The sequence below is a fragment of the Pseudomonas vancouverensis genome (genome assembly GCF_004348895.1).
Classification (GTDB): domain Bacteria; phylum Pseudomonadota; class Gammaproteobacteria; order Pseudomonadales; family Pseudomonadaceae; genus Aquipseudomonas; species Aquipseudomonas vancouverensis.
This window is the reverse complement of sequence record NZ_RRZK01000028.1, coordinates 307,166-319,551: the sequence shown is the minus strand read 5'-3', so window position 1 is coordinate 319,551 and position 12,386 is coordinate 307,166. Positions and strand designations below refer to the sequence as shown.

The window sequence follows — 12,386 nt, the reverse complement described above, 5'->3', positions numbered from 1 at the left end:
CGATGTGTGCGGCTTCGCCGCACGGTCGCTGCGCTCCCACCCCCGGATAAACCCCTCCACTCAGCCTGCCGACGGGGCCTACAGATCAAAAGCTGCAGCCGAGCTAACGCTCATCCTGTTGAGTGGTGAAGAGCGGGCGGTGTGCGTGGTTTTTTTGTTTGCTCTTCTGTGGGAGCCAGCTTGCTGGCGATGACGGCTTGCCGGTCGACCCAAATTTAGCGAATGTCCCCACTCCAACTGTAGGAGCGAGCACGCTCGCGAAAAAACGCCAGGACAACCGGGACATCCAGACACCCCGCGTCATCGATGACGACCATCGTCGGAACGCCGCCCGGAGCATGCTCGCTCCTACAGGGAAACGCATAGGACCAACAACCAGGCCGGCCGGTAGGCCGCCTCGGATGCCGTTGAAGTACACGCCCCCTCGAGAGGCCGAGTGGAGGTTCTGCGCAGTGGGCACCGCGGCAAGGATGCCGCGGTAGCCGCCCCCGGCCATGGATGGCCGATCGCGGCGGGCCCACGGAGCAGGACCGGAAGGAGGGCATGCCGAGCCTAGGCGAGGCACCGAACGAAAGGGGCAAAAGCGCTTGGTTACTTGGCGCCGGGCGGCGTTCCGCTCTTCCAAGTAACCCGCTGTAAGAGCGGAACCATAAGTGGCCGTTACCGAAAAAACGGATATACCCCCAATTCCAATTCCAATTCCAATTCCAATTCCAATGCCAAAACCCCCAAAAAAAACCCCGCAAACGCGGGGCCTAAAGGGGTGCAGCAGTCATGCTTTAGGGCGGTTATCCACTACGTGGCTGGCCTTGCCCTCGGAACGCTTGATCGAATGGAACGGCCGCAGGACGATCCGCGTGCTGATCCCGATATACGTCTTGATGTGCTTGCTCAATTCCCCGCAAACAGCCTTCTGCTGCTCGTCGGTCAGGTGCTGGTGCTCAGCCTTGAGCTCGATATGCACTTCAACGCTGTCCAGGTTGCCATTGCGATACAGATGGATCTCGTAGCACTCGGCAAGTTGTTTGATTTTCAGCACCTGCTCCTCGATCTGCGTCGGGAACACGTTGACGCCGCGGATGATCAGCATGTCATCGCTGCGGCCGGTGATCTTGTCGATGCGGCGCATCGGGCGTGCGGTGCCCGGCAGCAGGCGCGTCAGGTCGCGGGTGCGGTAGCGGATCATCGGCAGGGCTTCTTTGCTCAGCGAGGTGAACACCAGTTCGCCCATCTGCCCGTCCGGCAGCACTTCGCCGGTGACCGGGTCGATGATTTCCGGGTAGAAGTGGTCTTCCCAGATGGTCGGGCCGTCCTTGGTTTCCGCGCATTCCATGGCGACACCCGGGCCCATGATTTCCGACAGGCCGTAGATGTCGAGGGCGGTGATGCCCATGCGGGCCTCGATGGCGCTGCGCAGTTCGGCGGTCCACGGCTCGGCGCCGAAGATGCCCAGGCGCAGGGCCAGTTTGTGCGGGTCGATGCCCTGGCGCTCGATTTCATCGGCGATGTTGAGCATGTAGGACGGCGTGACCATGATGATGTCCGGCTGGAAATCCTTGATCAGTTGCACCTGTTTCTCGGTCTGGCCACCGGACATCGGGATCACGGTGCAGCCCAGGCGTTCGGCACCGTAATGCGCGCCGAGGCCGCCGGTGAACAGGCCGTAGCCATAGGAAATGTGCACCTTGTCGCCACGACGGCCACCGGCTGCGCGGATCGAACGGGCAACCACGTTGGCCCAGGTGTCGATGTCGTTCTGGGTGTAGCCGACGACGGTCGGTTTACCGGTGGTGCCGCTGGAGGCGTGCAGGCGCACCACGTCGTTCATCGGCACGGCGAACATGCCGTACGGGTAGTTGTCGCGCAGGTCGGACTTGGTGGTGAAGGGGAATTTCGCCAGGTCGGCCAGGGACTTGATGTCGTCCGGGTGTACGCCCAGCTCATCGAAGCGCTGACGGTACAGCGGCACGTTGTTGTAGGCGTGGCTGAGGCTCCAGCGCAGGCGCTCCAGCTGATGCTGGCGCAGTTCGTCGACGCTGGCGGTTTCCAGCGGATCAAGCACAGGGTTCAGCATGGCTTGGGCAATTGGCATGTTCATGTGTTCACTCGAATTGTTTTTGTGTTCCGGCCCTATCAGGCAAGGGCTTTGAGTGCATGCCCCAAGGATACCCTTCGGCTCCTTGGGAATCGCGATTCTTTAGTGGGATAGACGCTCGATGATCAGCGCGATCCCCTGGCCGACGCCGATGCACATGGTGCACAGGGCGTAACGGCCGTTACGTTCTTCCAGCTCGTGCAGGGCGGTAGTCACCAGGCGCGCGCCGCTCATGCCCAGCGGATGGCCCAGGGCGATGGCGCCGCCGTTTGGGTTGACCCGTGGATCGGTGTCGCTCAGGCCCAGTTCGCGCAATACGGCCAGGCCTTGAGCGGCGAAGGCTTCGTTGAGTTCGATCACGTCCATGTCGGCCAGGCTCAGGTTGGCCACCTCCAGCACCTTGCGCGTGGCCGGCACCGGGCCGATGCCCATGATGCGTGGCTCGACGCCGGCGGTGGCCATCGCCACTACGCGGCCGCGGGCGGTCAGGCCGTGGCGTTTGGCGGCTTCGGGGCTGGCCAGCAACAGGGCGCAGGCACCGTCGTTGACGCCGGAAGCATTGCCGGCGGTGACGCTGCCGCCTTCGCGGAACGGCGTGCCCAATTTGGCAAGTTGCTCAAGGGTGGTGTCGCCGCGCGGGTGTTCGTCGTGCTCGACCACTTTCGCCGGGCCTTTGCGCTGCGGGATTTCCACGGCGACGATTTCCTTGGCCAGGCGCCCGTTGGCTTGCGCCGCGGCTGCACGTTGCTGGCTGCGCAGGGCGAAGGCGTCCTGGTCAGCCCGGGAAATGTTGAACTGTTCGGCGACGTTCTCTGCGGTTTCCGGCATGGAGTCGATGCCGTAGGTCTTTTTCATCAGCGGATTGACGAAGCGCCAGCCGATGGTGGTGTCGAAGATTTCCGCGGCGCGAGAGAAGGCCTGCTCGGCCTTGCCCATGACCAGCGGTGCACGGGACATCGACTCGACGCCGCCGACCAGCATCAGCCCGGTTTCGCCGCTGCGAATGGCGCGGGCAGCGGTGCCGATGGCATCCAGGCCGGAGCCGCACAGGCGATTGAGGGTGGTGCCGGGCACGCTGACCGGTAAGCCTGCGAGCAGGGCGGACATGCGTGCGACGTTGCGGTTGTCTTCGCCGGCCTGGTTGGCGCAGCCGTAGATCACGTCGTCCACGGCGTTCCAGTCGACTTGCGGGTGGCGGCGCAGCAGTTCGCGCAGCGGCACGGCGCCGAGGTCGTCGGCACGCACGCCGCTCAGCACGCCGGCGTAGCGGCCAATTGGGGTGCGCACGGCATCAATGATCAGGGCGTCATTCATCAGGAGTCTCCTGCGCCAGCACCGGGCCGCGCACTTTGTAGGATTTGCCGTGGAACAGGGCGATCAACTGGCCCTGCTGGTTTTCAATGCGGACGTCGTAGTTGCCGGTGCGGCCGGAGCGGCTCTGCTCGATGCAGTCGGCATTCAGGGTGTCGCCCAGGCGTGCCGGGGCGATGTAATCGATGCTGCAACCAATGGCGACGGTGGCTTCGTTGTAGCTGTTGCAGGCGAAGGCAAAGGCCGAGTCGGCCAGGGCGAACAGGTAGCCGCCGTGGCAGGTGCCGTGGCCCTGGAGCATGTCGGCGCGCACGGTCATGCCGACCCGGGCGCAACCCGGTCCGGCCGACAGCAGGCGCATGCCCATGCCCTTGCTTGCGGTGTCACGCTCGAACAGGGCCTGGGCGCAGGCGCTGGCCAGGTGCATGGCTTCGTGGTTAGTCATGGAATGTTCTCCCTTCGGCGACGCGACGGCGCAGCAACAGCGACGGGCGGTAGCGCTCTTCGCCGTAACCGGCTTGCAGGTTTTCCAGCACCTTCAGTACATGCGCGAGGCCAATGGCATCGGCCCAGGCCAGCGGCCCTTGCGGGTAATTGACGCCGGCGCGCATGGCCAGGTCGATGTCCGCGGCCGAGGCCACGCCTTGCAGCAGCGCGTCGGCGGCTTCGTTGGCGAGCATCGCCACGGTGCGCAATACGGCGAGGGCCGGGCTGTCGCTGAGCAGGCTGACCTTGAAACCTGCGCGTTGCAGCAGGGCGACGCCTTGGTCGAGGGCTTGCGGGTCGATACCTGCCGCGTAGCTGATGGCGATGCGTTGGGCTTTGCTGTAGTCGAACGCCAGATCCAGCAGGATCAGGTTGCGCAGGCCGTCTTCCTTGGCGCGTTGACAGGCCATGCGCCCGTCGCTCAAGGCCAGCACGGCGTCACCGACGCGGAGCAAACCCTGGCCATCGCGCTGGATGACTTCGACGCCTTGTTCGCTCAAACGAGACAGCAAAGCCTGGGCCGCGCCCAGATTGCCTTCGGCAATGCAGACATTGACGCTCGCTGCGCTGTTGATTTCAGCAGGTTGCGGACGCACGGCACCTTCGGCATAGCTATAGAAGCCATGTCCGCTTTTGCGGCCCAAGCGCCCACCGTCCACCAGTTCTTTCTGGATCAGCGAAGGCAGGAAGCGGGTGTCCTGGTAATAGGCGTCGAACACCGAGCAGGTCACGGCGTAGTTGACGTCGTGGCCGATCAGGTCGGTCAGCTCGAAGGCGCCCATGGCGAAGCCGCCGGCCTCACGCATCAGCGCGTCGAGGGTCGGGCAATCGGCGGCGCCTTCCTGGAGCATGCGCAGGCTTTCGGCATAGAACGGCCGGGCCACGCGGTTGACGATAAAACCGGGTGTGGAGCGGGTGTGCACCGGTTTCTTGCCCCAGGCCTTGGCTGTGTCGTACAGGCATTCGGCGAGTGCCGGGTCGCTGGCCAGTCCCGAGACGATTTCCACCAGTGCCATGACCGGCGCCGGGTTGAAGAAGTGCAGGCCGAGCAGGCGTTGCGGGCGTTCAAGCTGGGCGGCAATGCTGGTGATCGACAGCGACGAGGTGTTGCTGGCCAGGATGCAGTGTTCGCCGCAGATGCCTTCAAGCTGGCGGAACAGGGTGCGCTTGACTTCAAGGTTCTCGACGATGGCTTCGATGATCAGATCGCAATCGGCCAGGGCCTCGATGGCTTCCACCGCTTGCAGGTTGGCGAGGGTGGCGTTGCGCGCGTCGACGGACAGTTTGCCGCTGTCGACACGTTTACCCAGTTGCCGGCCAATACCTTCAATGGCCTGTGCGGCAGCCCCCGGGCGATTGTCCAGCAGCAGTACCGGGTGGCCGGCCTGCGCAGCGACCTGGGCAATGCCGGCGCCCATGGCACCGGCGCCAATCACCGCGACGCGGGCGGAAGTGTTCAGTGCGGTCATGACTCAGCGTCCCTTGAAGCTTGGGGTGCGTTTTTCCATGAAGGCGCCGACGCCTTCACGGTAGTCCTCGCTGCGCCCGGCCAGGCGTTGCAGGTCGCGTTCCAGCTCCAGTTGCTCGTCGAAGCTGTTGCTCATGCTGGCGTTGAGGCTGCGTTTGATCAGGGCCAGGCCGTAGGTCGGCTGAGTGGCGAGGTGACGGGCCAGTTTCAGCGCTTCGTCACGCAGGTTGGCGTCATCCACGCACTGGTAGATCAGGCCCCATTGCTCGGCCTGCTCGGCGCTCAGGCGATTGCCCAGCAGGGTCAGGGCCTTGGCGCGGGCCATGCCGACCAGGCGTGGCAAGGTCCAGGTGCCGCCGGAATCGGGGATCAGGCCGATCTTGCAGAAGGCCTGGATGAAGCTCGCCGAGCGCGCCGCCAGCACCAGGTCGCAGGCCAGTGGAATGTTCGCCCCGGCACCGGCCGCCACGCCATTCACCGCGCAGATCACCGGCATAGGCAGGTCGCGCAACTGGCGGATCAGCGGGTTGTAGAACTTCTCGATGGACTCGCCCAGATCCGGTACGGCGGCGCCTGGTGCGACATTGCGGTCGCTGAGGTCTTGCCCGGCGCAGAAGCCACGGCCTTCGCCGGTCAGCAGCAACACGCGCACGTCGGGGTTCTGCCGGACTTGCTTGAGGGCTTCCTTCACTTCGCCATGCATCTGGGTGTTGAAACTGTTGAGTTGCTCAGGACGATTGAGGCTCAGCAGGGCAACGCCTTGGTCGATGGAAAACAGGATGTGTTCGAAGTTCATGGTCTTGACGTTCTCTAAGAGGTACGAATTCGTTGATTACTGGCCGGTAAAGGCCGGCTTGCGCTTTTCCTGGAACGCCGCGATGCCTTCGTCACGGTCGCGGGTACCGGCGAGCACGGTGAAAGCGTGGCGTTCGAAGCGCAGGCCGCTGGCCAGGTCGGTGTCCATGGCCTTGAGCAGCGATTCCTTGGCCAGGCGCACGGCCAGCGGTGCCTTGGCGGCAATGCTGCGGGCGATGTGCAGGGCGCGTTCGACGGTGAACTCCGGTTGGGTCACTTCGCTGACCAGGCCCGCGCGTTGCGCCTGGCGGGCGTCGATCGGCTCGCCGGTCAGGACCATCTGCATGGCCATGGATTTACCCACGGCGCGCAGCAGGCGTTGGGTGCCACCGGCGCCGGGCATGATCCCGAGGTTGATTTCCGGCTGGCCGAAGCGCGCGTCTTCGCCGGCAATGATGATGTCGGCGTGCATCGCCAGTTCGCAGCCACCGCCGAGGGCGAAGCCGTTGACGGCGGCGATCAGCGGTTTGCTGAAGCGGGTGATGGCTTGCCATGAGGCCTGGCGTGGGTCGTCGAGGATGCCGACCAGATTGCGCTCGGCCATTTCCTTGATGTCGGCGCCGGCGGCAAAGGCTTTGCGGCTGCCGGTCAGGACCACGGCACGGGTGTCGGCGTCGGCCTGGGCACTCTCCAGTTCCGCGGCCAGTTCACCCAGCAGTTCGGTGGTCAGGGCATTCAGGGCTTGCGGGCGCTGCAGGGTAATCAGGCGAACGCCGGGCTCGATCATCTCGACGGCAAGGGTTAGAGGCATGGCGGATGCCCTCACGGTGCAGGCTCGGCTGAGTGCCGGCTCGTTGTTGGATCGGCGCGGGGGCCGGTTTTTCCAGAGTATACCTACAACGCGATACGAAAAATCAACAATGAAATGGTTTTAATGTGTCTTATTGGTTTTCTACAGAAACCCTGTGGATGCTGCCTGAGGATGTCCTGTTCTGCTCGATGGCCCGGTTTTACTGGGTTTAATGCCTGAATCAGGGCGGTAAAGACGTTCGTCGGATTGTGCCTGATCAAGTGATACGGATTTTAGTCTTTGTGCTGGCAAAAACGATGTGATACAAAATGAGCCATTATCCGCATCGCTTTGTGAAGGTACCTGTCATGACCTGCTACAGCCTGGACGGCCTGACCCCGGTGGTTGATCCCAGCGCCTACGTGCATCCTTCCGCCGTATTGATCGGTGACGTGATCGTCGGTCCTCATTGTTACGTAGGGCCGTTGGCCAGCCTGCGCGGGGATTTCGGCCGGATCGTGCTGGAAGAGGGCGCCAATCTGCAGGACACCTGTGTGATGCACGGCTTCCCCGACAGCGACACGGTGGTCGAGCGCAACGGCCATATCGGCCATGGCGCGGTGTTGCACGGTTGCCGGATCGGCGCCGATGCGCTGGTGGGCATGAATGCGGTGGTGATGGACAACGCCCGGATCGGCGCACGCTCCTTCGTCTCGGCGGCGGCTTTCGTCAAGGCCGGTTTCGAATGCCCGGAGCAGTCGCTGGTCATGGGCGCGCCGGCCAGCATCAAGCGCACCTTGAGTGATCAGGAAGTGGCGTGGAAACAGGCGGGCACCCGTGAATACCAGGAACTGGCCAAGCGTTGCCTGACGCAGATGCAGGCGTGCGAGCCGCTGGCCGAGCCGGAGGCGGATCGGCCGCGTATGAGTGATCGTGGGTTGCGGCCCAAGGGCAGTGGCTCATGAAGTCTGATCCCATTGTAGGAGCGAGCATGCTCGCGATGGACGCAAGGACAACACGGGCATTGAGACAGCCCGCGTCATCGTTGACCTCCATCGCGAGCATGCTCGCTCCTACAGGGGATCGGGTTTAATCAGCCGGCTTTCGGTATATTCCTTTTCTTTTTTTGCTCGGTACGCCCATGTCGTCCCTGACACCCTTGAACCACCTGATTACCCGCTTCCAGGAGCAGACGCCTATCCGCGCCAGCTCGCTGATCATCACCTTGTACGGCGATGCCATCGAACCCCATGGCGGTACCGTGTGGCTGGGCAGCCTGATTCAGTTGCTCGAACCCATCGGCATCAACGAACGCCTGATCCGCACCTCGATTTTCCGTCTGACCAAAGAGGGCTGGCTGACCGCCGAGAAAGTCGGTCGACGCAGCTACTACAGCCTGACCGGCACCGGTCGCCGGCGTTTTGACAAGGCGTTCAAGCGGGTGTACAGCACCACCATGCCGGCGTGGGACGGTTCCTGGTGTCTGGTGATGCTGTCGCAACTGACCCAGGACAAGCGCAAGCAAGTCCGCGAAGAGCTTGAGTGGCAGGGCTTCGGCGCGATCTCGCCGGTAGTGCTGGCCTGTCCGCGCAGTGATCGCTCGGACGTCAACGCGACCCTGATCGATCTCGGCGTCCAGGAAGACACTATCGTCTTCGAAACCACCGCCCAGGACGTGCTCGCGTCCAAGGCCCTGCGCCTGCAAGTGCGCGAGAGCTGGAACATCGAAGAACTGGCGGCCCACTACAGTGAGTTCATTCAGCTGTTCCGACCGCTGTGGCAAGCCCTGCGCGAGCAGGAAAACCTGCAGCCGGCCGACTGTTTCCTGGCCCGGGTGCTGTTGATTCACGAGTACCGCAAGCTGCTGCTGCGTGACCCGCAATTGCCGGACGAGCTGCTGCCCGGCGATTGGGAAGGCCGCGCCGCCCGTCAGCTGTGCCGCAACATTTACCGTTTGATTTACGCCAAGGCCGAAGAATGGCTGAACGCTGCACTGGAAACGGCCGATGGTCCGTTGCCCGATGTCGGTGAAAGCTTCTATCGACGTTTCGGCGGACTGAAGTAGCACGTCATTGTTCAAGGAGTGGTGCGGTTCAGGAGACTCGAAGCATCGCGATGTCGTGTGGATTGACGTAGACAATAAAAACAAGCCTGCGTGAGGCCAGCCATGATTTCTACTATTGCACAGCGCCATGATGGGTTCGATCACTGGATTGACCAGATCAACCAGATCTGCGGTGCTTTCAACGCGCAACCCCTGGGCAGTCAGTTTGCCGGGCGCATTCGAGAACACCAGAGCGAAGCGCTCAAACTGAGCTTCGTCGATGCCTGTCAGGCGCGGCTGTTCCGCACGCCCCGCGACGTGGCGGCGGGCGAGGGCGGCAAGTACTTCGCGGTGTTCCAGCTCGATGGCACGGCGGGCATGGCCCAGGGTGACGACAAGGTGTTGCTCTCAGCCGGCGACATCACGCTGATCGATGCCGCGCGGCCCAGCGATTTCACCTACAGCGAAAACTCCCGCCAGTTGTCGCTGATCCTGCCCCATCAATTGGTCGAGCAAACCCTGCGTTTCAATCAGGTCCGTTGCGGTCACCGGATCGCCGCGTCGTCGCCCATCGCGATGCTGTCGCACCGCTTGATCCTCGATGCCACGCAGCAACAACACCTGACCCGCCAGGAAAGCGAGGCGACCCTGGAGGCGCTGGTCAGTCTGTTGCGCCCGGCGATCAGCCAGGCGGACGATGGCGAAGACGCCCACGAGCGGATCTTCCGCAAGACGATCAATTGCATCGACCAGAACATTCGTTCCGAAGACCTGTGCCCGGAATGGCTGGCGCGGGAAGTCGGCATGTCCACCCGTGGGCTGTACCGGATGTTTGCCAAGAAAGGCCTGGTGGTTGCCCGCTACATCAAGAATCGCCGCCTCGACTTGTGCGCCGAGTCCTTGCGCGGCTCGGGCAAGGAGCAGAAGCTGTCGGTGCTGGGCTATTCATGGGGCTTCTCTGATTCCAGCTACTTCTCCACCGCGTTCAAGTCACGCTTCGGCATTGCGCCGGGGGAGTATCGCAAGCAGCATGCTTGAGCTTCTATAGGCACAAAATAACCCTGTGGGAGCGAGCAAGCTCGCTCCCACAGGTTTTTTTGTGTGCCTTATTTGGGTGAATTGAGGTTCAACGTCGGCGTCTCATCGAAGAAGTTCCACGGCTTCAACAGCACATGCACCCACTCGGTCGGCATGATCGGCCACTCTTCCGCGCGAGCGATGTGGGTGGTGCCGGTGGTCAGCCAGACCACGTCGTCGCTGTTCTCGATGGACTGGTTGTCAGCGGTGAACTGGCCCAGGCCGGAGTCCTTGTCCGAACGGTTCGGGTACTTGCCTTCCGGGTACTTCTCATCCGGGTTGTAGCGGGTCACCCAGAGTTGCTTGTCCATGAAACTCAGGCGGTGATAGAGCCACTCGTCGTTGCCGAAGTTGGCACCCTTGGCCACCGGGTGTGTGCCGCCGGCATAAGGAATCAACTGGTAGGACACCGGGTTGCCGACCTTGTTTTCCTTGCTGAAGTTGGTCAGCAGGCGAACGGTCGACGGGTCGAATTTCTGCGCCGCTTGCTGCTCGGTGCCGACCACCTTGTTTTCGGTCTGCATGGTGCTGGTACGCGGGCCGCCACGGTCGTTCGGCGCAACCACCGGGTTCACTTCCACCAGCGAGTTGTTCTCGCCATCCACATCCATGTCCAGGCGGAAGTTGTAGATGTGCTGGTGGGTGGTGCCGACGATGTTGTGATCGAGCAAGGTACCGTAGCGGGTGTCTTCCTTGGCGGTGCCATCGTGCATGGTGCTGGACTTCACGCCCTTGACCGCTTCGATGCCGGTGGCGCCGGCGTCGATGCCGATGGTGCCGTTCTGCTGGAAGACCCAGTCGAAGATGTAGTCGTAGTTGCCCACGGTGCTGATCCAGCGCACCACCAGTTCACGACGCTCGGTGCTGAGGTTGGGCTGGCCCATTTCCTGGTGTTTGTATTCAGGACCTGCGTAGCGTTCGAACACTGCCATGGCGCGCGGGATCGCGGTCGGTGCGCCGGTGTAGTCGGCGATGGTGGCGTCCAGCAGCACGGCGTTCTGCGGGGCGTCTTTGCCACGGGCAATCGGTGACGTCAGGGTGCCCATACCGTAGTCGCCGGAATCGAGGTAGGCCTTGAAGTACCAGCCGATATCCGGGTCGCCGTAAGGCACGATCATGCCGCCCAGGGAGCCTTCGTACATGATCTTGCGTTTCTTGCCCTTGTCGTCATAGGTGACGGTGGACAGGATCGGCCCGACCCGCGAGTCGAGGCGCACGTGGAAGTCCCAGTTCTGCCAGTGAATGCTGTTGCCGCTGATGGTGTAGTTCTTGCCTTCGGGCTCGGTGATCTCCAGCGGCTTGACCTCCACCCCTTTGCGGCCACGGCCGTCATAGGGCGTCGGCTTCATCGGCACCGGGACGACGCCGTCGTCTTCGATCTTGATCAGCTTCTTCTGTTCCAGGTCGACAATCGCCACCAGGCCTTCGATCGGGTGTGCCCAGTAGTTGCCGTCGTCGGTGTTGAGGTAGCTGACGATTTTCAGCAGGCGCTTGTCCTGGGCCAGGCCGTCCTTGCCGTCGAAATAACCGACGGTCAGCGGCGTCGCCACGACTTTCTTCACGTCATTGATGCCGCGCTTGGCCAGGGCCTCGGCGTATTCAGGGCTGGTTTCGACCGCCGATTGCACAGTGGCGAAGTCATCCAGCAGCACCATGCCGTGGGCGCCTTCGATGGGCTTCCAGGATTTCAGTTGCTTGCTGTCCAGGTCCACCAGCGCTTCGATCACGTGCTTGCCGTCCAGCACCACGATGGAGGCTTCACGGGGTTGTGCGACGTTCTGCCCGGTGAGGGCGAAGTTCCACACCTGATCCTTCGGCGGCTCCTTGACCGAAACTTCGGTGAAGCGGAAGCCGGGCTTGTAGTTGTCCGATTTCTTGACGATGTCCACCGCCGTGGTGATTTCCGCCGCGCTCAACGGGTTGAGCGGGTTGGGGCGGGTTTCGACGACAAAGGTCTTGTCCAGGCCGGACTGGAACACCTGGTTGATGAAGTCGGTGGACATGAACGCCGTGTGGTCCTTGAACACCACCGGCACTGTCAGCTCGATGCGTTTACCGTTGAGCATCGCCACTTTGCTGTTGGGCTTGACCTTGAGGTAGACCCCGTCCTTGGCGATGGTGAAGACGTTGGCGTAGTCGTCCCATTTGACGCTGGCGCCAAACTCTTCAAGGCCGGCCTGCAACGGCACCATTTCGGCGTGACCGCCGTGGGCCTGGGCCTGGCTCGCCAGGAAGGGCAGGCCGAGGGCACTCAGGGAGATCGCCAGGGCGAGCCGGGCAAGCGGTTTACGGTGACGCGATGCGGTGGAGCTGAACATGA

General features: G+C 62.8%; 11 protein-coding genes. 4 read left to right on the top strand and 7 right to left on the bottom strand.

Annotation, left to right across the window (positions count from 1 at the left end; genetic code table 11):
* The coding region (locus tag EIY72_RS30045; RefSeq protein ID WP_207919400.1) for a hypothetical protein at window positions 1-193 on the top strand (193 nt) is incomplete at its 5' end.
* A 579-nt stretch (window positions 194-772) separates the two neighbouring features.
* Here EIY72_RS30045 and paaK read toward each other — a convergent pair.
* The 6 genes from paaK to paaF form a co-directional block, all read right to left on the bottom strand.
* Window positions 773-2,098, bottom strand: coding sequence for a phenylacetate--CoA ligase PaaK (gene paaK, locus EIY72_RS20535; protein WP_093217007.1), 1,326 nt, complete (start codon window positions 2,096-2,098; stop codon window positions 773-775).
* 99 nt (window positions 2,099-2,197) lie between these two features.
* The gene (pcaF, locus tag EIY72_RS20530) at window positions 2,198-3,409 is read right to left on the bottom strand and encodes a 3-oxoadipyl-CoA thiolase (protein WP_093217012.1); all 1,212 of its coding nucleotides are present in this window, start codon (window positions 3,407-3,409) and stop codon (window positions 2,198-2,200) included.
* Complete coding sequence (gene paaI, locus EIY72_RS20525) at window positions 3,402-3,851, bottom strand: hydroxyphenylacetyl-CoA thioesterase PaaI (RefSeq protein WP_093217017.1); 450 nt, start codon at window positions 3,849-3,851, stop codon at window positions 3,402-3,404. Before paaI ends, pcaF begins: the two co-directional genes overlap by 8 nt.
* Window positions 3,844-5,361: a 3-hydroxyacyl-CoA dehydrogenase PaaH gene (gene paaH / locus EIY72_RS20520; protein ID WP_093217022.1), complete on the bottom strand. Its 1,518-nt coding sequence runs from the start codon at window positions 5,359-5,361 to the stop codon at window positions 3,844-3,846. Before paaH ends, paaI begins: the two co-directional genes overlap by 8 nt.
* 3 nt (window positions 5,362-5,364) lie before the next feature.
* Window positions 5,365-6,156 carry a 2-(1,2-epoxy-1,2-dihydrophenyl)acetyl-CoA isomerase PaaG gene (gene paaG / locus EIY72_RS20515; RefSeq protein WP_093217026.1) on the bottom strand — a complete coding sequence of 264 codons (792 nt, stop codon included), beginning with the start codon at window positions 6,154-6,156 and terminating at the stop codon, window positions 5,365-5,367.
* A gap of 36 nt (window positions 6,157-6,192) precedes the next feature.
* Window positions 6,193-6,966 carry a 2,3-dehydroadipyl-CoA hydratase PaaF gene (gene paaF, locus EIY72_RS20510; protein ID WP_093217031.1) on the bottom strand — a complete coding sequence of 258 codons (774 nt, stop codon included), beginning with the start codon at window positions 6,964-6,966 and terminating at the stop codon, window positions 6,193-6,195.
* A 347-nt stretch (window positions 6,967-7,313) separates the two neighbouring features.
* Here paaF and paaY point away from each other — a divergent pair, with 347 nt between their 5' ends.
* The 3 genes from paaY (at window position 7,314) to feaR (ending at window position 10,027) form a co-directional block, all read left to right on the top strand.
* Window positions 7,314-7,910 carry a phenylacetic acid degradation protein PaaY gene (paaY, locus tag EIY72_RS20505; RefSeq protein WP_093217036.1) on the top strand — a complete coding sequence of 199 codons (597 nt, stop codon included), beginning with the start codon at window positions 7,314-7,316 and terminating at the stop codon, window positions 7,908-7,910.
* A 176-nt stretch (window positions 7,911-8,086) separates the two neighbouring features.
* On the top strand, window positions 8,087-9,010 hold the full coding sequence (gene paaX / locus EIY72_RS20500) for a phenylacetic acid degradation operon negative regulatory protein PaaX (protein ID WP_093217042.1): 924 nt from the start codon (window positions 8,087-8,089) through the stop codon (window positions 9,008-9,010).
* A gap of 102 nt (window positions 9,011-9,112) precedes the next feature.
* Window positions 9,113-10,027: a transcriptional regulator FeaR gene (gene feaR / locus EIY72_RS20495; RefSeq protein WP_093217046.1), complete on the top strand. Its 915-nt coding sequence runs from the start codon at window positions 9,113-9,115 to the stop codon at window positions 10,025-10,027.
* 68 nt (window positions 10,028-10,095) lie between these two features.
* On the opposite strand, the gene tynA is transcribed toward feaR, so the two are convergent.
* Window positions 10,096-12,384 carry a primary-amine oxidase gene (gene tynA, locus EIY72_RS20490; RefSeq protein WP_093217050.1) on the bottom strand — a complete coding sequence of 763 codons (2,289 nt, stop codon included), beginning with the start codon at window positions 12,382-12,384 and terminating at the stop codon, window positions 10,096-10,098.
* Window positions 12,385-12,386 lie beyond the last annotated feature (2 nt).

Bases quoted from the DNA above. Each gene is read 5' to 3' on its own strand.
- feaR (WP_093217046.1), top strand. From the start codon at position 9,113: ATGATTTCTACTATTGCACAGCGCCATGATGGGTTCGATCACTGGATT.
- paaH (WP_093217022.1), bottom strand. From the start codon at position 5,361: ATGACCGCACTGAACACTTCCGCCCGCGTCGCGGTGATTGGCGCCGGT.
- paaY (WP_093217036.1), top strand. From the start codon at position 7,314: ATGACCTGCTACAGCCTGGACGGCCTGACCCCGGTGGTTGATCCCAGC.
- paaX (WP_093217042.1), top strand. From the start codon at position 8,087: ATGTCGTCCCTGACACCCTTGAACCACCTGATTACCCGCTTCCAGGAG.
- pcaF (WP_093217012.1), bottom strand. From the start codon at position 3,409: ATGAATGACGCCCTGATCATTGATGCCGTGCGCACCCCAATTGGCCGC.
- paaF (WP_093217031.1), bottom strand. From the start codon at position 6,966: ATGCCTCTAACCCTTGCCGTCGAGATGATCGAGCCCGGCGTTCGCCTG.
- tynA (WP_093217050.1), bottom strand. From the start codon at position 12,384: ATGTTCAGCTCCACCGCATCGCGTCACCGTAAACCGCTTGCCCGGCTC.
- paaK (WP_093217007.1), bottom strand. From the start codon at position 2,098: ATGAACATGCCAATTGCCCAAGCCATGCTGAACCCTGTGCTTGATCCG.
- paaI (WP_093217017.1), bottom strand. From the start codon at position 3,851: ATGACTAACCACGAAGCCATGCACCTGGCCAGCGCCTGCGCCCAGGCC.
- paaG (WP_093217026.1), bottom strand. From the start codon at position 6,156: ATGAACTTCGAACACATCCTGTTTTCCATCGACCAAGGCGTTGCCCTG.